General features: G+C 40.4%; 17 protein-coding genes and 1 pseudogene. 10 read left to right on the forward strand and 8 right to left on the reverse strand.

Translation table 11 applies throughout. The features are described 5' to 3' along the window. Positions 1–49: 49 nt before the first annotated feature. The 5 genes from AZH43_RS06020 to AZH43_RS06040 form a co-directional block, all read right to left on the reverse strand. Complete coding sequence (locus AZH43_RS06020) at positions 50–1,303, reverse strand: OprD family porin (RefSeq protein WP_067667585.1); 1,254 nt, start codon at positions 1,301–1,303, stop codon at positions 50–52. Between the two features lie 87 nt (positions 1,304–1,390). Continuing rightward, positions 1,391–2,530, reverse strand: a complete 1,140-nt coding sequence (locus AZH43_RS06025) for an acyl-CoA dehydrogenase family protein (protein ID WP_067667587.1) — start codon at positions 2,528–2,530, stop codon at positions 1,391–1,393. A gap of 74 nt (positions 2,531–2,604) precedes the next feature. After that, on the reverse strand, positions 2,605–4,491 hold the full coding sequence (locus tag AZH43_RS06030) for a feruloyl-CoA synthase (protein WP_171254429.1): 1,887 nt from the start codon (positions 4,489–4,491) through the stop codon (positions 2,605–2,607). 76 nt (positions 4,492–4,567) lie between these two features. Further along, positions 4,568–6,019 carry an aldehyde dehydrogenase gene (locus AZH43_RS06035; protein WP_106386922.1) on the reverse strand — a complete coding sequence of 484 codons (1,452 nt, stop codon included), beginning with the start codon at positions 6,017–6,019 and terminating at the stop codon, positions 4,568–4,570. A gap of 85 nt (positions 6,020–6,104) precedes the next feature. Then, positions 6,105–6,938, reverse strand: a complete 834-nt coding sequence (locus tag AZH43_RS06040) for a p-hydroxycinnamoyl CoA hydratase/lyase (RefSeq protein ID WP_005330665.1) — start codon at positions 6,936–6,938, stop codon at positions 6,105–6,107. 255 nt (positions 6,939–7,193) lie between these two features. On the opposite strand from AZH43_RS06040, the gene mhpT reads away from it, so the two are divergent. From mhpT to AZH43_RS06055, 3 genes are all read left to right on the forward strand, one after another. Next, positions 7,194–8,420 (forward strand): 3-(3-hydroxy-phenyl)propionate transporter MhpT, encoded by a 1,227-nt coding sequence (gene mhpT, locus AZH43_RS06045; RefSeq protein ID WP_067667593.1) that lies wholly within the window; start codon positions 7,194–7,196, stop codon positions 8,418–8,420. Positions 8,421–8,487: 67 nt separating this feature from the next. Further along, positions 8,488–8,964: a MarR family winged helix-turn-helix transcriptional regulator gene (locus tag AZH43_RS06050; RefSeq protein WP_067667597.1), complete on the forward strand. Its 477-nt coding sequence runs from the start codon at positions 8,488–8,490 to the stop codon at positions 8,962–8,964. Between the two features lie 113 nt (positions 8,965–9,077). Beyond that, positions 9,078–9,773 carry a GntR family transcriptional regulator gene (locus AZH43_RS06055; RefSeq protein WP_171254430.1) on the forward strand — a complete coding sequence of 232 codons (696 nt, stop codon included), beginning with the start codon at positions 9,078–9,080 and terminating at the stop codon, positions 9,771–9,773. A 48-nt stretch (positions 9,774–9,821) separates the two neighbouring features. Here the strand turns inward: AZH43_RS06055 and AZH43_RS06060 are convergent, their stop codons facing one another. Both AZH43_RS06060 and AZH43_RS06065 read right to left on the reverse strand, forming a co-directional pair. Beyond that, on the reverse strand, positions 9,822–10,766 hold the full coding sequence (locus tag AZH43_RS06060) for a PDR/VanB family oxidoreductase (RefSeq protein ID WP_067667601.1): 945 nt from the start codon (positions 10,764–10,766) through the stop codon (positions 9,822–9,824). Between the two features lie 10 nt (positions 10,767–10,776). After that, positions 10,777–11,853: an aromatic ring-hydroxylating dioxygenase subunit alpha gene (locus AZH43_RS06065; RefSeq protein WP_067667606.1), complete on the reverse strand. Its 1,077-nt coding sequence runs from the start codon at positions 11,851–11,853 to the stop codon at positions 10,777–10,779. Positions 11,854–12,138: 285 nt separating this feature from the next. On the opposite strand from AZH43_RS06065, the pseudogene AZH43_RS06070 reads away from it, so the two are divergent. The 4 genes and pseudogenes from AZH43_RS06070 (at position 12,139) to AZH43_RS06085 (ending at position 16,878) form a co-directional block, all read left to right on the forward strand. After that, positions 12,139–13,456, forward strand: a pseudogene (locus AZH43_RS06070) (MFS transporter). A 602-nt stretch (positions 13,457–14,058) separates the two neighbouring features. After that, positions 14,059–15,375, forward strand: coding sequence for an MFS transporter (locus tag AZH43_RS06075; RefSeq protein ID WP_067667608.1), 1,317 nt, complete (start codon positions 14,059–14,061; stop codon positions 15,373–15,375). Further along, complete coding sequence (locus tag AZH43_RS06080; RefSeq protein WP_067667711.1) at positions 15,375–16,580, forward strand: acetyl-CoA C-acyltransferase; 1,206 nt, start codon at positions 15,375–15,377, stop codon at positions 16,578–16,580. The genes AZH43_RS06075 and AZH43_RS06080 overlap by 1 nt, the downstream gene beginning before the upstream one ends. A 16-nt stretch (positions 16,581–16,596) precedes the next feature. Next, positions 16,597–16,878, forward strand: coding sequence for a muconolactone Delta-isomerase family protein (locus AZH43_RS06085; protein WP_067667610.1), 282 nt, complete (start codon positions 16,597–16,599; stop codon positions 16,876–16,878). Positions 16,879–16,935: 57 nt separating this feature from the next. Here the strand turns inward: AZH43_RS06085 and AZH43_RS06090 are convergent, their stop codons facing one another. After that, the gene (locus AZH43_RS06090) at positions 16,936–17,829 is read right to left on the reverse strand and encodes a LysR family transcriptional regulator (protein WP_067667612.1); all 894 of its coding nucleotides are present in this window, start codon (positions 17,827–17,829) and stop codon (positions 16,936–16,938) included. Between the two features lie 114 nt (positions 17,830–17,943). On the opposite strand from AZH43_RS06090, the gene pcaD reads away from it, so the two are divergent. From pcaD to AZH43_RS06105, 3 genes are read left to right on the forward strand one after another with little or no spacing between them, the layout of a single operon-like run. Beyond that, positions 17,944–18,693 carry a 3-oxoadipate enol-lactonase gene (gene pcaD / locus AZH43_RS06095; RefSeq protein WP_161485907.1) on the forward strand — a complete coding sequence of 250 codons (750 nt, stop codon included), beginning with the start codon at positions 17,944–17,946 and terminating at the stop codon, positions 18,691–18,693. 57 nt (positions 18,694–18,750) lie between these two features. Next, a complete protein-coding gene (locus AZH43_RS06100) occupies positions 18,751–19,419 on the forward strand; it encodes a 3-oxoacid CoA-transferase subunit A (RefSeq protein WP_067667614.1) in 669 nt (222 codons plus the stop codon). Positions 19,420–19,429: 10 nt separating this feature from the next. Continuing rightward, positions 19,430–20,089, forward strand: coding sequence for a 3-oxoacid CoA-transferase subunit B (locus tag AZH43_RS06105; RefSeq protein ID WP_067667615.1), 660 nt, complete (start codon positions 19,430–19,432; stop codon positions 20,087–20,089). Positions 20,090–20,099 lie beyond the last annotated feature (10 nt).

The following is a 20,099-nucleotide window of genomic DNA, read 5'->3' on the forward strand; positions in this document are numbered from 1 at the left end:
TTTATCCTCAAAAATTGGAGGTTCTGATCAATGCAGAACCTCCATTTGCTTATTTAAACTTCCATGTGTAATCAATATTGATACGTGTTTCGTTGGATGGTTTGATGTTGGCGGTAGAGAGCATATTATTGTCATACATGGCATAGCGTGCGCGTAAGCCCAGATTTTTAAACATGCCTGTTTGCACCGTATAACCAATGTCAAAATCAGTTTCATGTTCTTTTAAATCGGTTCCACCCAAATTTGGCGCATAAATATTATCACCCGTGGTGTAACGGGTCATAAAGCGTAAACCTGGTACATAGTTTTTGAAGTCATATTCATAACGAAAGCTGTAAACACGCTCTTTGGGATTTAAAAATTCCGCTGGCCAAGTGTCGATCAGCAAGCCTGTTTCACCGCCTGTTAAGTAGGGAAATGCGGTGTCACCGCTATGATGAAAAGTCGCCAAAATAAACTTATGGTTTTGATGTTTATATTCAAAATAGGCATGAATCAGATCATTATCCACCAAACCTGCTTTGGCTTGACCTTCATCACGGCTGCGGTAGTAGCGCAATTGTGAACTTAAATTATTGTTCTCATTGAACTGATGATTGTAGGTAACCCCAAACATGGATTGGTCATATAAATCTTCAACATTCATATAAAAACTGGTGAGTTTAGTATTGGGGATGAGTTGGTAATGTCCTCCCAAATAATAAAGTCCATCTGTCTCTGCACTTTTAAAGCGCCCATTTACACCTGATATTTTAATGTTTTCGTAATTGCTTGAATCACGATGATTGACCTTGTCGATATAAGCCGATTGAAAATCAAGGTTTGGAATATCTTTCGATTCTAACGAAATCCCACGATAGGTTTGTGGCAATAAACGGGCAGGCGAGGCAACCAGTACAGGGTTCATTGGTCGAAGTGTTCCGACCTTTAACTCAGTTTTACTGATTTTAGATTTTCCTGTTACCCCAATTTCTCCATAACTTGATGCAGGTTCATTGGTCACAGTATCCCGCGGTAAGTTTCCCGTCCCAGCATAGTCTGCACTGGCATCCAGTTTAAACCCAGCCGTCGCTAATATATCTAGTCCAAAGCCAACAGTTCCTTCGGTATAACCTGAGTTGGCCTTTAAAATAAAACCTTGCGTCCAGTCTTTGGCGGCAGGATAAAAGGATTGTTCCTGATAATCGCGGTCAAAATAAAAGTTTCGGGTAGTTAAGTCGATACTGCTGTTGTCGATAAAATTACCGGCAAAAATTGGACTAGAGAGTAGAAGAGTGGAATACATCCATAGTTTAGTCTTCATTGCATTTCTTCCTGAAATATCATTGTTGTTTTTGCATTGAGGTAGCTGCATTGCACTGCCTGAGTTTGTTTCAGTTTTTTAATAGAGTTATCGTCCGAGTATTTCCCGCGCGACAATTTCTTTCATAATTTCATTGGTACCACCGTAAATTTTTTGCACACGTGCATCGACAAAAAAGCGCGAAATTGGGTATTCCTGCATGTAGCCATAACCGCCAAACAGTTGCAGTAATTGATCAATCACATCGCATTGGGTATCGGTAATAAAGCATTTTAAAGCAGCAACATGGCTGACACTCAAAGTATTTCGACTGTATTGTTCCGCACATTGATCAACAAAAGCCTGAGCCGCTTTGGCCTTAATTTGTGTGTTGGCCAATACAAAACGCGTGTTTTGCATATGACTTAAAGGTTGACCAAAGGCTTTACGTTGCTGGACATAATCACTTGTGATTTCAATCGAACCTAAAATCGAACCTAAAGCCATCATAGAAATACTTAAGCGTTCACGAGGTAACTCCTGCATCAGGTAGGCAAAACCTTGACCTTCTTCTCCCAATCGCTGGTTCTTAGGGACTTTGACCTGATCAAAAAATAACTCAGCAGTGTCTTGGGCATGGAGTCCAATTTTTTTTAAAGATCTGCCTTTTTCAACGCCATTTAAGCTAGCATCGACCAGTAACAAAGAGATACCTTTTGCTCGAGCTTCAGGATTAGTCTTTGCCACCAAGACAATCAGGTCAGCATGTATCCCATTGGAAATAAAGGTTTTTGAACCATCCACCAAATAATGGTCTTGATTCAGGATGGCTTGGGTGCGAATGGCTTGTAAGTCTGAGCCTGCATTGGCTTCGGTCATGGCAATGGCTGTCACGACTTCGCCTGTGACCATTTTTGGTAGCCAATATTGCTTTTGTTCTTCACTACCTAAGTTTTGAATATATGGAGAAACCAGTTCATTTTGTCCACCGATTGCAACAGCTAAGGAGGTAAAACCTGCTTGCGCAGTTTCCTGTACCAGCATCAGAGAATAATGTACAGGGGCGCCATAACCGCCATATTCTTCAGGTACATCGACACATAAAAAGCCGTTTTCACCTAACTGGTTCCATAATTGTCTTGGAATCAAACATTCTTCTTCCCACTGCTCATAATGCGGTGCGACATATTCTTTTAGAAAGCGGCGATAGTTATCGCGAAACAGTTCAAATTCAGTATCTTGTTGCATACTTAACCTTTTTTTGGCAAAAGTAAGGGTAAAGCCCAAAATAAATTGAGCTTTTTTACTGTTATTTCAGTGGCTTAGTTATTTAGGGTTGGAATTCGAATAATCAGTGAATTCTCAGTTTGTTTTTGATACAGCTCTTCAATTTTTTCGGCACGGCGCTTAATGATATTGCCTTGATTGAGATTGCCTTTATCCGTAACTTCACCGGCATCGAGCTGAGGTGGTTCAGTCATCAGATAGAGCATCGAGGCACGATTTGAACTGCCCGTTGCATCTTTATTAAAGGTCATCAGAAATTGGCGGAACCAAAGCTGTACTTTAGGATGTTTCAAGATTTGTTCGGCTGAGTTTTCTGTTAGCGAGAGTTCAGCGTATTCGGCACAGGCATCTAATTTAGGGAAAATCAAAAAGCCTATGGCATTTAGATTTGAACCAGTAATACAGACATCTTGAATCAGTCTGTTTCCTTGAATTAATACCTTATTGCGTAGGGTTCCGACATTTACAAACGTACCTGTATTGAGTTTAAAGTCTTCTGCAATACGGCCATCGTACATTAAGCCCTGAGTTGGATCATTGATATCGACCAAGCGAACCGCATCTCCAGTATGGAAAAAGCCTTCCTCATCAAAAACGATGCTTTGTTGGTCTGCATTTAAGCGCCAATAGCCTTTCATGACATGTTTGCCACGGACACAGAATTCAAGTTTGTCGCCATAAGGAACTAACTTGATTTCACAGCCTGGTGCAGGGTAACCAATAAAGCCTGCCATAACACGCGGGCCTGTGGTAAACGAACAAGAAGGTGCTGTTTCCGTCATGCCAAGCCCACTCATAATGCGAATTTTTTCGCCGCAATGTTGTTGTGCAATTCGGTCTAGTCGGTTCCAGCCTGCTTCTGATAAAGCTGCACCAGCAAAAAATAGAATTTTCACGTTGGCAAAAAAGCGATCACGCAGTTCAGCATCTTTTTCCAGCGCATCGGTGAGTTCTTCCCAACCTTTGGGTACGTTTAAATAAACTGTAGGTGAGATTTCTTTTAAATTTCGAATCGTCTCATCGAACTTACCCACGACAGGTTTACCATCATCAATATAGATAGATCCTCCATTATATAGGGCAATGCCGACATTGTGGCTGCCACCAAAGGTATGATGCCAAGACAACCAATCGAGCAAAACTGGCGGCGTTTCTTCAAACTCAGGAAATGTTTGCAATAACATTTGCTGATTGACGCTTAACATTAAATGCGTGGTTGGCACGGCTTTCGGTAGTTTAGTTGAGCCGGAAGTAAATAAAAATTTGGCAATTTGATGTTCATCTAAACTTTGATAATACTCTTGCACATTGGTGACGGGGGTATCTAGGAGTGATTGAAATGAAGTGCAGTTTTGCTCACCAAGAATCCCTTTATTGGTCACAACTTCAATCTCTGATTGAGCGCAACTTTGAATAGCTTTGGCAAAGGCTTGACCATCACTGGCATAGACCATACCGGGAGTGAGTACATCGAAAATATGTTTTAGTTTGCCAAAATCTTGGGAAATAAGAGAATAAGCAGGAGATATGGCCGAAAAGGGAACACCTGCTAACATTGATGCCATCGACAGCGTTAAATGCTCAAGATCATTGCCCGATAAAATAAGCAAAGGACGCTGTTCACTCAAATCTCGATTATGTAGGGCCTGAGCAATATGCCATGCGCGCTGTAAAGTGTCAGCATAATTTAGTTTTACCCACTTACCTTGAATATTCCGTTTTGCTGCGAAAATATGCTCTGGTCTAGTTTGGGCAAAATGAATCAGGCGATCAGTCAGTTTTTGTGGGTAATTTTTAAGTTGTTCTTTGGGATGAAGATACAAGACCTGATCTCGATAGACATAATCGATATCATGGCTCCCCAGTTTTACGAAGCGTTCACGATCTTGTGATTGAGTGGCATTCATTTGCATTGGTTTCACTCCATGGAAAGCGCATCACTGCGCTTTAACTTTTGCATCATGCATTTTTATTGAATATTAAGGTCGGATCCAATTGTTAAATTGGATAATGACGCGACTGTGTTTGTATGGTGATCCAACGCAATTCTGTAAATTCTGCAATCGAAGCCTTACTGCCGAAGCGCCCGTAGCCACTGGCTTTCGTTCCACCAAAAGGCATTTGCGCTTCATCGTGTACTGTTGCACCATTAATATGGCAAATACCCGAGTCAACTTGCTTCGCGACATCCAGTGCTTGAGCAATATTTTGACTAAACACAGCAGCAGATAAGCCAAACTCACTGTCATTGGCAAGTTTAATGCCTTCTTCAACACTGCTAAAACGTTGTACCGTGCAAACTGGGCCAAATGATTCTTCACGATACAGCAGCATCTCTGGTTGAATATTCAAAACTAAGGCCGGTTGCATGACAGTATCTTGTATATGAATGCCGAGCGGTAAATTTGCACCGTTGCTTTGCGCATCCTCTAGTAAATGTTGAATGCGATTTGCTGCGCGTTGGCTTTCCAATACGCCTAGTGCATTCCCCTTAAAGGTTGGATTTCCTGCATGAATAGTACGGGTCTTTTCAATCAGTTTTTCAATAAATTGATCGGCAATCCCATCTTGAACAAGTACGCGTTCGGTAGACATACAGATTTGCCCTTGGTTGAAGAAAGCACCAAATGAAACCGCATTTACAGCTTCATCAACATCAGCTTCATTGAGAACGATAACAGGGGCTTTACCGCCAAGTTCGAGTAGAACAGGTTTTAAGTATTTGGCAGCGGTTTCTGCAATAATTTTTCCCACTTTGGTGGATCCAGTAAAGTTAATTCGCTTTACTGCAGGGTGCGAGATTAAGCGCTCCACAATTTGAGGTGCATCTTCAGTAGCATGGGTAATGACATTTACCACACCATCACCAAGCCCTGCTTCATGCAACACTTGACCAATTAGACGCTGTGTTGCAGGACAAGCTTCGGACGCTTTGAGTACCACAGTATTACCGCAGGCCAGTGGCATTGCCAACGCACGGGTGGGTAAAATCACTGGTGCATTCCACGGGGCTATACCAACCACAACCCCACACGGAACACGAATTCCCATCGCCATATTTCCGGGCACATCGGATGGAATAAGGCTACCATCCATTTGTGTGGTCATGGCTGCTGCCTCACGTAACATGTTGGCAGCAAGGTGGACATTGAACCCATACCATGTCGCAGTTGAACCTGTTTCACGCATCCCAATTTGAATAAATTGATCCGTTTTAGCATCCATCAAATCCGCTGCTTTGAGTAAGCGTAAGCGGCGTTCAGTCGGTGAAAGTTTCGACCAAACAGGAAAAGCCCTTGCTGCAGACTCTATAGCCAAATCGACATCTGACATAGTTGCCGCAGCCGCAATACTGGCGACTTGACCATCAATAGGACTAATTCTTTCGAACGTTACCTGATTCGATGCATCGACAGATTGCCCGTGAATCAGCAATTGCACTTTATGAATGTTTGATGTGTCTACAGATTCATCTTGTTTTAACTGTACATTGTGCATGGGTTGTATCCTTACTTAACCATTTAAAAACCAGAAATTAGCCAGTACGCTTGTAGCTTTGTAAACCCGGTTTAATAGATTTTTCATCTAGAAATTGTTTCAGACCTTCTTGGCGTCCGCCTTCGGTATCGCGGTGGTTACATTGATCTAACTTGGCATATAAATAATCTTCATTTTGATCCCAAGTGAGTTCACGGCAGCGTTTAAAGCCATTTTTAGCAGTACGCAATACCACTGGGTTTTTCTCTAGCAAAATATTGGCAAGTTCTGTGACTTCGGCTTTAAGTTGAGCCAACGGTACACTTTTATTAACCAAGCCCATATTTTCCGCTTCTTTTCCACTAAAAGTCTTGCCCGTCATAATGTAATACAGCGAGGTACGGTGTCCAACGGTATCTGCCATTGCTTTACTTACCAAATTCCCCGGTGGAATTCCCCAGTTAATTTCAGATAGACCAAAGGTTGCTTCATCCGCTGCAATGGCCAGATCACACGCCACTAAAGGAGAGAAGCCGCCACCGAAACACCATCCATTAACCATGGCGATGGTTGGTTTTGAATACATCCGTAATAATTGCCATTGCCAACGGCAAGAATCACGACGGATGCGTTCTTGTACAATTTCGGGTTGACTATCTACTTCACGGAAATATTCTTTCAAATCCATGCCTGCTGTCCAAGAGTCCCCAGACCCTGTTAAAACCAACACACGAGCATCTTGATCAAGTTCTAAAGTTTCCAGGACATCAATCATTTCACGGTTCAATGTTGGACTCATGGCATTTTTCTTTTCTGGGCGGTTTAAAATAACCCATGCAATACCATTTTCAATTTGTACATCAACAGTTTCCCAACGGTTTTCATATGTCATGTGCTTTCTCCTTAAATGACAGTTTGGTTGTTCTTTATCTAACTTAATATCAGTTAAACTTACATTCAAGTGTTTTTTAAATTATTTTGCTTAATTTTTTTATACCATTGAAAAATATAATTAAAATTTTTTTTATAAAAAAAATATTAATTTTAGTATTGATTTTTAAATCAGTCTAACTGATATTTCATAAGTGTTCGATGAACAGCACAAAACAACAAGATGTCATGGAAATATCAAAAGAAGGATTTAGTTATGGATAAAGTGCATCATCCCTCGGGAAGGGCTAAACTCACTTTACTATTATGTTTTGCAATCGCAATTTTTGAAGGTTTCGATCTTCAATCTATGGGAGTTGCCGCCCCACGTATGCGTGCAGAATTTATGTTGGATAATGCCCAAATGGCTTGGGCTTTTAGTGCCGCGATTATCGGAACCTTACCAGGTGCGATCGTCGGTGGACGGCTTGCTGATATTGTTGGTCGCAAAAAAGTATTAATTTTCAGCATCTTGCTATTTGGAGTAATGTCGTTAGTGACTGCCTTTGCAGCAAACTATGAACTGCTTTTAGTGATTCGCTTTTTGACTGGACTCGGTATGGGTGGCGCCTTACCCATGATGATTACCTTGGCATCTGAGGCGGTATCATCTGACCGCAAAGGCACAGCAGTGAGTATTATGTACAGTGGTATTCCATGTGGTGGCTTACTCACTTCTGTAGTTGCGATGCTTTTAGCTGGCGATGCAGAGTGGCGTCATATCTTCTATGTGGGAGGGATTGCCCCAATTTTATTAATTCCATTGTTGATGAAATTCTTAACTGAATCAATGGATTATATAGACCGTAAAACCCAATCGGCAACGCCTTTTTTTGAAGTGCTATTTGCTAAAGAAAGAAGAATGTCGACTATTCAAATTTGGATTAGTTTCTTCTGTACGTTAGTGGTGTTGTATTTCTTGCTAAATTGGCTGCCTCTATTGATGGGTGCGCAAGGTCTGACCAAGCTGCAAGCCAATTATGTGCAAATGGGCTATAACATTGGTGGTATTTTTGGCTCAATTTTGATGGGCATGATGCTAGACAAAATCCGCATGAGTTTCGTGATTAAATTTATTTATCTCGGCATTTTGGTGTCTTTGTGCTGTCTGTCTTTTTCTCCAACCGTGGCGGTGCTGGCACTCTCTGCAGTGGGTTGTGGGTTATTTATTGTGGGTGGACAATCTGCATTATATGGACTTGCTGCCATTTATTATCCAACCGAAATGCGAGGCACAGGTGTTGGGGCAGCAGTTGCTGTTGGTCGTATAGGGTCTTTTGCTGGTCCATTGCTTGCCGGTTTTTTACTGTCATTGGGGCAAAGTGCTACGATTGTGATTGGTTCAAGTATTCCAGTAATTCTGATCGCAGCAATTTCTGCCTTGATGCTTGTCAGAAAGCCTAAACAGCCTGTACAGTTAATACAAAGTACGACAGCTCGTTAAATACAAAGAAGTATGAGAGGCGACTCTCATACTTCTTTTTTAGTTTTAGCTTTTATGATGAAAAATTATGATGCGTTCAAATACCGTTGATAAAAAAACAGAAGATGGCCCACGTTTAAGCTATACCATCGCACGTATAGATCGGGTAATTAGTAAATATTTAACAGAACATTTAACAGATTTAGACATCACTCTGCCTCAGTTCACGGCATTATCTGTTTTGGCCTCTAAAAATAATTTATCGAATGCCAAACTCGCAGAGCGTTCATTTATTAAGCCGCAATCGGCTAATAAAATTTTGCAAGATTTATTGCAGCAGCAATGGATTGATAAAACTCCAGATCCAACCCATGGTCGTCGTATTCTGCTTACAGTGACAGAAAGTGGTTTAGCTAAACTAGCCGAATGCAATGCCGTGGTAGAGGTGCTGGAAAGTAAAATGCTGCAAGGCGTCGATATGAACTTGGCTTATTTAATTCGCAATAATTTAGACATTATGGTCAATAACTTAAAACAATCTAAAGTTGAAGCAGCTTCAGAGTGAGTCAAGATGAGGCTCTAATATACTCATGTATAGATGTAGATGTTTTCTCTGTTAGAAATGTATTGTCACTTGATGATTGATCTTGCTAGCATGATTTTGAAATCTTTTAACAAGTGTGGCTAGGGATGTCTTCAGGGCAACAAGTATTAATTAAATTAAGAAAAATGATTATCGCGGGTGAGCTTGAAGGCGGCAGTCGCATTACTGAAATCCCAACAGCAGAGTTACTTGGGGTATCACGACAGCCCATTCGCATGGCCTTTCGTTTGCTGGAACAAGAAGGATTGTTGATCAAGAATCCAACCCGTGGTTATACGGTTCGTGAAATTTCAAACCAATTGGTCAATGATGCCTTAGAGGTTCGTGGAGTACTGGAAGGTTTAGCAGCCAAAACCTTAGCCGAGCAAGGTTTATCGGAAGTACAGCAACAAACTCTCAAAAACTGTATAGAACAAATAGAACAACTCTTTGCAGAACATACTGAATTTGGGGATGACGAATTAGAGCGTTATCATGAATTTAACGTGATTTTCCATGACACGATTATTCAAGGTGCTCAAAATATTGCACTTATTCAAGCCTTGGCAAAAAATAATCAACTGCCGATGGCTTCCGTTCAAGCCATTACCTATGACGAATCACGCGCTTTGTCTGAGTACCGCCGCTTACACTACGCGCATTTGCAGCATTGCTCTATTTATGAGGCTTTGCTTCAGCGCCAGTCCGGCCGTGCTGAAACTTTAATGCGAGAACATAGCAGTGTTGCATTATTAGGAGAGACAGTCAAAAACATATTGACCGAGGTGTAATGAAAAACTCCTGCTCAATGCATTTCAGCAGGAGTAAAACGAGTGTTCCTATAGCTCAATCACCAAATGTTTGGATTTAGCGCGAGAGCAGCAGGGGGTAAATTGGTTATTTAGAGCCCGTTCTTCATCCGTCATAAATACATCCCGATGATCTGGAATGCCTGAAACAACACGGGTGATACAGGTGCCACAAATGCCTTGTTCGCAGGATACAGGTACATCAAAACCATGTTCTAACAGGGCTTGAGTTACGGTCTGTTCTGGATGAATTTCAATTCGCTGTCCTGTGCCAGCAATTTCCAAAGTAAATGCTTCATCATTTTCCTGCTTGCTTTGTTGCGCCACAAAATGCTCCTGATGCAGTTGTTCGGCTTGCCAACCCGCTGTTTCAGCCGACTGCATTACAAATTGCATAAAGCCAGTTGGTCCACAGACATATAGATGTTTGTTTGGGGCGGGCAGTTGCATTACTTTTGCCATATCACATTCAGTATCAGCTTGGTTTTGGATATGAAAATGAATCTGTTCTGCAAAATGTTGGGTTAAATTGCCATAAAAAGCGAGCATTTCATGGCTACGTACAAAATAATGCAGTTCAAATGGAATGGCTTGTGCTTTTAAACGGTAGGCCATTGAAACAATAGGAGTAATCCCAATTCCACCCGCAAATAGCACTGCTTTTTTTGTCTGAGGGTGCAGTGTAAATAGGTTGCGTGGCAGACCGATACTTAATACATCACCTTCATTATAATCACTATGCATACATCTTGAGCCACCCAGTGACTGTTCATCGTGCAGTACGCCAATGACATAACGATTGTTTTCACTCGAACAGTTCGAGAGAGAATATTGCCGAGTAAGTCCATTTTTGAGATGAACATCAATATGCGACCCAGCCTCAAATGGCGGCAGGGCCGAACCTGATGTGGAAATAAGTTCAAAGGCGCGAATAGAGGGCGTAAGCTGATGAATCTTATCAATAATAACGTCCATGTTTTTATCCTTAAACCACATGAATATTTGGAAATTTAGCCACTTCAGATTTTACCGTAGCATGTCTTTCTTCAGTCAATAAACGCTCAATCACTTTGCGTGATTGCACACCGCCTGCGTCAATATTCAGCATCAGTAGCTTTCGCTGTGGATTGTTCAAAATATTTTGTTGTTGTTGCTCCAGCATTTCCAAGTCTTCCGTAAAGATTTTGCCTTGTCCTTTACGAATTTGATCGGTGAGTACTGTATTTTTAGGCTGGAAGTTACGTGCCATGCCCCAAAAATACCAATGCGAAGTCTCTGTTTCAGGCGTAATAAAATCCACCACGATCGAAGACACTTTCTTGTCCTTTGGTGCTTCATACCCTCCATGCCCTATATGTGCAACCCCAACTTCAATATGTACATTACTTGGGGCGAAGAAATGACAGCGCTGCCAACGGTCTACAGGTACATCATCTGCAAGCTTATTGCCACGAAGTGCCATTTGCCAAAAAGGGGGAGCTATCACATTATCCATATAGCGTTCAGTGATGACGTGATCACCCTCTACTTTTGTGATTGGCAGTGATTCATCAATCTCTTTTTGACCAATACTGCTAGAGTGCACATAGGTTTCATGGGTTAAATCCATGAGGTTATCAATCATCAGGCGATAATCACATTGAATATGAAATAAGCCTCCGCCATAGCTCCATTCAGGGTGATCAGCCCATTCTAAAACAGGCAGCAAAGTTTCATCTGCAAGATTTTTCTCACCTGGCCAGACCCAGATAAAGCCGAACTTTTCCATCACCGCATAAACTTTATTACAGGGGAAACCATAGACTCGCTGCGCAGGCATTGCAACGGTTTTTCCTTCACAGCCCATAACCAATCCGTGATAACCACAAACTAAATTGCCATCTTCAACATAGCCGAGTGAAAGTGGTACACCACGATGCGGACAGAAGTCTTCCACGGCGGCAACTTTATTTTCTTTGCCACGATAGAAAACAATTTTTTCGCCGCAAATCGTACGGCCTAATGGTTTATCTTGAAGTTCTTCAGGGCGGCATGCGACATACCAAGCATTTTTTATGAACATTGTGGTGACTCTGTGTTAATTATTGGATCCAATTTATGTTTATTAAAGGATTTTTTCAAATGTGACATGGGTGTTTTTTATGATTATTAACCTTGAAATAAGCATCTTAAACAGATTTTGTATTTTATAAGATTTAATCTATGGATCCATTTTGTTGTGAAAGATAGTGTATTAAGTAATTTAAAATGGATCCATAAGAGCAATTTGTATAAATTTAAAATGCTAACCGCCCTTTTTTTAAATATATGGTCGTGTGTATTTCCGTTCCTAATTGGGAGTTACCCAATGCAAAGAAATGTTTTAGGCGAAATTAACAATACTAAAATGAGCCATTATCAATGGTTCGTGATTCTGATTTGTCTATTTTTGAATGTGATTGATGGTTTTGATGTCATGGTGATGGTGTTCACAGTGCCTTCAGTATCGGCGGAATGAGCTTTGTCTGGTGCACAAATTGGAATACTACTCAGCACAGGTCTATTTGGCATGGCCGCCGGTTCCATTTTCTTGGCACCGTTAGCAGATAAAATTGGTCGCCGGTTCTTAATTCTGGTTTGTTTGATTATTGCGGGATTGAGTATATGCATGTGGGCTGTGCTATGGTTCATCACAGGTGTTGGCGTAGGAGGAATTCTGGTGAGTAGCACGTACTGGCAAGTGAATATCCAAATGCGCGTTGGAGAAGCCTAGCCGTAAGTTTAATGTCCACAGGATATGGTATTGGGGCAATTTTAGGTAATGTATTGACATTCTTCTTAATTGAACATCTAGGTTGGCGTTCAGTTTTTTAGCAGGCGGTATAACAACGCTGATCATGTTCATCTTTGCTTTGTGGTTATTACCTGAATCGCTTGATTATTTGTTGGCAAAAAAGCCTGTACGTGCGTTGGAAAATACGAATATGATTTTGCAATGTATGAAGTTGAAGCATTTACACGTGCTGCCAGAGTATGCGCAAGTTGAACAGCAAAAGGGCAGTGATGTAGCAAAACTGTTTCGTGGTCATCAAGGATTCCAAACCTTATGTTTATGGTTCGCCTTTTTCTTGGTGATGTTTGGTTTTTACTTTGTGATGAGTTGGACACCTAAAATTTTAATTGCGATAGGCATGTCGCCAGATCAAGGCGTCAGTACAGGAATTTTAATAAGTATTGGTGGTATTTTTGGTGTTGCGATTATTGGGCTTTTAGCTTCACGTATTAAAATTTTCTACGCGCTCAGCTTATTTTTAGGCTTAACAGCACTTTGTATATTCTTATTTGTTACCGTTTCATCACAAGTCAGCATTGCACTACTGGTGGGTTTATTATTGGGCACACTTATTAACGGCTTTGTTGCTGGACTTTTATTCAATCTTACCGACCATTTACGAGGCAGAGATTAGAAGTCGTGGTGTAGGTTATGCAATTGGGTTTGGGCGCATTGGAGCCATTTTATCCCCAACCATAGCAGGTCTATTTTTAGATCAAGGTATGAAGCCACAGCATTTTTATGTGTACTGCGGCATTGTATTTATCTTGGCAATTTTTTTGATTTTAGTCTTGGTCAAGCGGTGTATCGACATCAAAAAATTCAAAAATATTCACTCAATACATTCATCTAAATATCTGCTTAACAATTAAAAGCCGAGATAAAAATGACAAGGCATCTTTATGGATGGGGATCTGCTTGTACCCATTTTTTGCCAATAGGGCACATGCGCACTTCATTGCTGATAGTCTGGCCTAAATTATATTGCGAGACTTCTATTTTGACCGGGATTATAAAAAAGATCCGTATGTTTACACTGTGACAAGAGACTGGCCACAACAGTGCTTTTATACACTCGGTGGGAATTGTCGGTTGAATAATGCGTACTGTTTGCGTATTTATCACGCTGAACTCGAAGATATTTTTAACCAATAGTTTATTGGTTTTAATGGCAAACAGCTGATTGGGGCGCAAATTCTTTTTTGAGCGATATTTGCGCTTTTTTAATAGTAAATAATCGAGAAGTCTTTAATGGAGGTGATATTGATGTGTCACGTCTGCATTTAGTTGTAATGTATAAATTCTAAGTTGATATCAAAATAATATGGATTAGATATTTAATCAGTATTAGACAGAAACTCTAATTTTAACTGATTCTAGTGCATGAGAAGTATCAAAAAATTTAATTTGCGAATTCCATAGGATTTGGATTTAACAAAATTAAGGAGTAGTGAAATGCAAAAAACAATTAATGCAAAAGCGCGTAAAAAAGCAATTATGGCAGCAGGGATAGGAAACTTTGTTGAATGGTTTGACTTTGTACTGTATGCACAATTTGCGGCTATTATCGCAATACATTTTTTTCCTTCAGATAATCCAACAACAGGCTTATTGGCGACATTTGCAGTATTTGCATTGGGTTTTTTAGCTAGACCCATTGGTGGTGTGATATTTGGCCATTATGGTGATAAACACGGACGTAAAAAAGCTTTATCTGCTGCTGTATTGCTGATGAGTATTGCGACCTTTGCTATTGGATTAACCCCTACTTTCGATTCGGTTGGTCTGATGGCACCAATTCTTTTAGTTGTATGGCGTGTTTGTCAGGGGCTATCTGCCGGTGGTGAATATGCTGGTTCAAGTTCTTTTGTTATTGAATTTGCACCTAAGGGTAAAAAAGCACTTTATGGAAGCATTAATCCAATTGCTACAGCACTTGGGATCATCGGTGGCGCTTTAGTGGGACTAATTATGTCCCAATTGTTGGATCCTGAAATTATCAATTCATGGGGATGGCGCATTCCATTTATGATCGCTGGCCCATTAGGAGTGGTGGGACTATATTTACGAAATAAAGTAGAAGAAACGCCAGAGTTCCAAGCGATTCAAACTCAGGTTAAAGAAGAAAAACATGCGCCATTGGTTGAAGCATTTAAAGTATCAAAAATGAACATGCTGACATTATTTGGCTGGGCATCTCTGAATGGTCTCGGTTTTTATATGTTGACGGGTTACACGATTACTTTCATGACAAATGCTGCACAAATGGCAAGACCACAAGCACTATCCGTTTACATTATTGCACTGATTTTATTCTCATTTTCTTGTTATTTTGCAGGAAAATTGATCGATAGTGTGGGAATTCAAAAAGTTGCAATCATGTCTGCAATTGTGATGACGGTTTTAATTGTGCCAGCTTTCCAATTATTAAGTACAGGTGATTTAGCCACTGCCATTATAGGTCTAAGTATCTTTGGCATCGTTATGGGTTTTATTTGTACGATCACCCCATTGCTGATGGTCGTTTTATTCCCTGCGCATATTCGTTATAGCGCAAGTGCTTTGGCTTATAACTTGGCCTATGGTTTGTTGGGTGGAACAGCACCTTATATCGCAACTTATTTAATTGCAGAAACGGGCAATAATTTAGCACCTGCCTATTATGTGGCTTTGGTAACGATTGTTGGTTTATTAATTACGCTCACAGGTTTTCGATTCAATAAAGCGGTTCAATCTAAACATAAAGCGTCTAATCTAGTGCAGTCATCATGATGAACAGTTCAAAAGTTTTTATTTGCGAAGCAATTCGGACACCGATTGGTAAATTAGGCGGTATTTTTAAAAGCCTCAGCCCTCTAGATTTGGCCGTACCTTTAATACAGCACATTACTCAAAAAAACCCAAAAATTGCAGTTCATTTAGATGAATTGATTGTGGGGCAAGGTTATGGAACTGCAGAAGCGGCCAATATTGGTAAAGCTTTAGCCCTAGATTCAGGGTTGCCTGATCATGTTTGTGGCTATAGTGTAGATCGCCGCTGTGCATCAGGTTTACAAGCGATTATTGATGCCACGATGATGATTCAAACAGGTAAGGCGAATTTGATTATCGCAGGTGGGGCTGAATCTTTGAGTCAAGCGCCATTTTACAGTACTTCAATTCGCTGGGGGGGCTTTGGTGATTTACAACTAAAAGACTCGTTGAAATATGGAAGAGTTTTCGCTAATGGGCAAAAAAATCCAATTCAAGGGGGCATGTTGGAAACAGCTGAAAACCTGCGAAGAGAATATAACATCACTCGTGAAGCACAAGATAAATGGGCATATTTAAGTCATCAAAAGGCCTCAAAAGCCATTGCTGCAGGCAAGTTTAAAAATGAAATTCTACCACTAAAGGTAAAAGGTAAAATTATTGATACAGATGAACACCCGCGTGCAGATACGACATTGGAACAGCTTGCAGCATTAAAACCAGTTCTTTTCAAAAATGATCCTGAATCAACTGTAACAGCTGGAAATTCATCTGGGCAAAATGATGCGGCGGCATTCTGCCTAATTGCAAGTGAACAAATGGTTGCCGAACTCAATTTAAAGCCATTGGCTGAAATTGTGGATTGGTCGATTGCAGGTGTTCCAAGTGCAATGATGGGCATTGGTCCAGTGCCTGCTATTCAAAAAGTTTTAGATTCAACAGGCCTAAGTTTAGACGATATTGATCGCATTGAGATCAACGAGGCTTTTGCTGCACAGCTTTTAGCTTGTACGCAGGCTCTGAATTTTAGTCCGATTGAATTTGAAAAATTGAATGTACATGGTTCAGGGATTTCTTTAGGCCACCCGATCGGTGCGACGGGAGCCCGAATTATGACAACTTTGATCAATGAACTCCAATCATCCAAGCTGGATTATGGCCTGATTTCCATGTGTATTGGGGGCGGGCAAGGTATGGCTGTTGTTATTAAAAATATTCACCACTAAGGAAGAGAGGTATAACATGTTATACATGGTACAAATGGCTGTAAAAAAACCGCATGATATTGATTCAGATATTTGGACCGATATTATTACGAGAGAGCGTGAATACGGCCAAACCTATATGAAGAATGGACAATTTCCGCATATTTGGCGTGTTGTTGGTAAATTTGCCAATGTCAGTATTTTTGATGTGGAATCAAATGATGTCTTGCATCAAATCTTAGCTGGATTCCCATTATTTCCATATATGGATATTCAAGTGACGGCCTTGGCTGAACATCCGTCAGCATTAAAAAAATAAGCCGAATCCGTAAAAATAAGCCCTCCCTTAATGTTATTAAGGAAGGGCTTATATGTTTCAGGGTGTATGAGTCTGGATAGGAATCAAAGTGCTTAAAGCATTGTGTAATAATTTAGATTGATTGCCTTCGCGCCAGATAATTGCAAGTTCAATTTCATCATGGCTGTCTTCAAGTGGGATATAGCAAATCTCATCAGACTGAATGTTCTCCAATCCTTCAAGTGTGAGTGTAATTCCGCATCCGGCTGCTACTAGAATCAGAATTGAGTATGTATCATCTGCTTCTTTTGCAATTCGGGGATTAAATCCGGCATTTCGACAGTTTTGAATAAAAACTTCTCGAATAACTGAGCCTTTATAGGCGTGATTGGTAATGAATTTTTCGTTATGAAGTTCATGAAGGGAGATAGATTTTTGCTGAGCAAAAGGATGATGGATGGGTACAGCCGCAATTAATCGGTGACGGCTGATAACTGTATAAGCGATGCCCAGAGTATTAATTGGGAGTAAGACCAGCCCCGTATCTAAATCACCGTTAGCAACACTTTCCAATACTAAACTGGAGTTGGCTTTGCGGTGAATCTGGAAATCAATATTAGGATAAAGCTGTTTAGTGCGATTAAACAGTTTAGGTAAGACTACGCTTGGCAGAGCTCCTGAAAAAGAAATTTCTAGTGTCCCTAAACTTCCTTGATTAGATTTACAGACTGCAGAAGCTGCCTGATCTATGGCTAATTTTATTTTTTTAGCTTCGATAACAAAAGTTTCACCCTCAGGAGTAAGTCTTAAACCTTTGGGGATGCGTTCAAATAACAGACATTCCAATTCTTCTTCAAGTTGTTGTATCTGTTTTGAAAGAGGTGGTTGAGCGATAAATAAGCGCTTTGCAGCCCGCCCAATATTAAGCTCTTCAGCGACAACTAAAAACGAACGTATGAGTCTAAATTCCATTTTAAACACACTCTGACTATATGACGTCGATATAAAAATAGTATTTGAATATATAGCACAAAAACCACAATGATAAGTGGTGATATCTACCAAATTAAATACAGTGAGGAAAACATGATTTATTATAAAACATTTGGAAAACAAGGGAATAAAACATTAGTGCTAGGGAGTTCGTTAGGAACGTCATCTAATATGTGGAGCAATATCATTGATGATTTGGCTCAAAAGTTTTTTGTTGTGGCATTTGATACACGAGGTCATGGGCAATCGCAAAGTCTAGGTTTGGAGTCTTCATCTGTTGATCAATATGCACAAGATGTGATTGATATTTTGGATAATTTAAAGATTAAAACATTTAGTTATGCAGGTCTTTCATTGGGTGGTGCAATTGGGCAAATATTAGCGATTAAATTCCCTGAGCGTGTAGAGCGTTTAATTTTATGCTGTACAGCTGCAAAATTCGGTGAGCCAGCATTCTGGCATGATCGTGCTGATAAAGTCTTAAAACAAGGATTAAATGCCATTTTAGAGGCGACGAAAAGCCGTTGGTATACACCAGGAACAGCAGAATCGGATCCATTCGCACAAAGCCTATTAGATGAATTATTGACCTATGATCCTGTAGGTTATGCCAATACCTGTAAAGCTGTAGCCGATTTCGATGTGCGTACTCAATTAAGTGAAATTAAATGTCCAACTTTGGCGATTGCTGGAACAGATGATTTATCTACGCCTGTCTTTGTGATGCAGGAGTTAGTCAGCCAAATTCCTCGGGCTGAATTGGTTGCAATTCAAGGCGCGGCACACATTGGCAATGTTGAAAAACCTGAAGCTTTTAAAAAAGCTATTCTTAATTTTGCTTAATTGATTGAAGAAAGTCGGTTCAATTGGATCGACTTTGTTTGAGGCTGGGAAATATCAATGATTTCAAAAGTAGTAGCGAATGCTTATCAAGCTGTTTCTGTGATCCAGGATGGAGCGATCATTGCCATTGGTGGTTTCGGTGGAGCAGGTCAGCCCGAAGATTTAATCAATGCACTGATTGAGCATGGTGCTAAAGATTTAACTTTAATTAGTAATAATGCTGGTAATCATGAAGAGGGTATTGCTGCTTTATTAAAAGCGGGTCAAGTTCGAAAAATTATTTGCTCTTTCCCCCGGATGAGCCATTCCTATGTGTTTGATGAGCTTTATCAGGCTGGAAAACTTGAATTGGAGTTAGTGCCTCAAGGGAATTTGGCCGAAAGACTGCGTGCATCAGGAGTGGGCTTAGGTGCAATTTATACACCTACTGGATATGGCACACTCTTGGCGGAAGGGAAGGAGAGCAAGTGTATTGATGGACGAAATTATGTATTGGAATACCCGATACATATTGATGTGGCTTTGATTAAAGCTGAATTGGGAGATCGATGGGGAAATTTAACCTATCGTAAAGCTGCACGTAATTTTGGTCCAATAATGGCTATGGCAGCTAAGCATACTATTGTTTCAGTTGGACAAGTAGTTGAACTAGGAGCATTAGATCCTGAGCATATTATTACGCCGGGAATTTTTGTGAAATCAATAGTCTGCCGTCAGCCAGTTTAGGAGCAAGAGCATGAATTTTGAAATCAGAAATCGGATTGCAGCTCGTGTAGCACGTGATATTCCAGAGGGAGCTTATGTTAATTTGGGAATCGGTTTACCAACACTTGTTGCCAATCACTTTGATAAAGGTAAAGAAGTTTTTCTACATACGGAAAATGGAATTTTAGGTCGTTGGGTTGCAGCAGAGCAGGGTTATGAAGATTGGGATCTTATTAATGCAGGTAAAGAGCCGATAGCATTACTACCTGGAGCGGCCTTTTTTCATCATGCCGATTCTTTTGGAATGATGAGAGGCGGGCATTTAGACATTTGTGTACTCGGTGCCTATCAGGTTTCAGCTAAAGGAGATTTAGCTAACTGGCATACAGGTTCTCCAAGTGCTGTGCCCGCTGTTGGTGGTGCAATGGATTTAGCTGCCGGGGCAAAAAAAGTTTATATCATAATGGAGCTTTTAAATAAAACGGGTGAATCTAAACTTTTGGAACAGTGTACTTACCCAGTGACTGGTCTAGAGTGTGTTAGTCGTATTTACACAGATTATGCAACTTTTGAAATCAATACAGAAGGTGTGTATGTCATAGAGATCCTTAAAGAAATATCTTTTGAGGAACTGCAAAAATTAATACCAGTAAAACTTATTTTAAAATCTGAATTATTAAATGTTAATTAAATTGATATTT

It is taken from the genome of Acinetobacter pragensis (assembly GCF_001605895.1).
Classification (GTDB): domain Bacteria; phylum Pseudomonadota; class Gammaproteobacteria; order Pseudomonadales; family Moraxellaceae; genus Acinetobacter; species Acinetobacter pragensis.